Origin of the sequence: Frankia sp. AiPs1 (genome assembly GCF_023716945.1) — a bacterium.
GTDB lineage: Bacteria > Actinomycetota > Actinomycetes > Frankiales > Frankiaceae > Frankia.
This window is the reverse complement of the sequence record NZ_JAMQQF010001195.1, coordinates 1-517: the sequence shown is the minus strand read 5'-3', so window position 1 is coordinate 517 and position 517 is coordinate 1. Positions and strand designations below refer to the sequence as shown.

The 517-nt window shown below is 77.2% G+C and carries 2 pseudogenes; both read right to left on the bottom strand.

Annotation, left to right across the window (positions count from 1 at the left end):
- Positions 1-275 (bottom strand): annotated as a pseudogene (locus tag ND748_RS33610) (hypothetical protein); the annotation flags it as partial.
- 8 nt (positions 276-283) lie between these two features.
- Positions 284-517 (bottom strand): annotated as a pseudogene (locus ND748_RS33605) (hypothetical protein); the annotation flags it as partial.

Sequence of the window (517 nt, the reverse complement as noted above, 5' to 3'; positions counted from 1 at the left end):
GGGCGCCCTATTTCCGATATATGCTTCTTAGGGCCGGCGCACCGGGGGGGCGGGTCGCCGGCGCGGGCGGGCGACGGCTCGTTGCCGAGCCCGTTCCCGACCCCGAGCCCGTTCCCGACCCCGAGCCCGAGTCCAGCGGCCGGCACGAACGTGCCTCGCCAGCGGTCCACGGGCAGCGGGATCCGCCGCCCGTCCGGATGGCGCGCCCACAGCCGGCCGGTGGCCGACAGCAGCCCCGCCTCGTAGATGTCCGTGGGCTCCCACTCGCCATCCACCGATGCGGTCACCATGGCGCGTTCGGGGACGCTTCGGCCCCACGGCCGCCTCCCCTGAGCGAACATCGGCCCTCGTGGGGGAAAGGCCGGCCGTCCTCGGGGAGCCCGATGCGGGCCGTGCGCAGGGCGGCGGCGAACCGGCTGGCCGGGGCGAGCCGGGCGACCGCCTCGGCGTCGGCGATGGTGTCGACGTCACGCAGCGCCGGCAGCCCCGTCACCGCGAGGCCGGCGGCGGCGAGCCG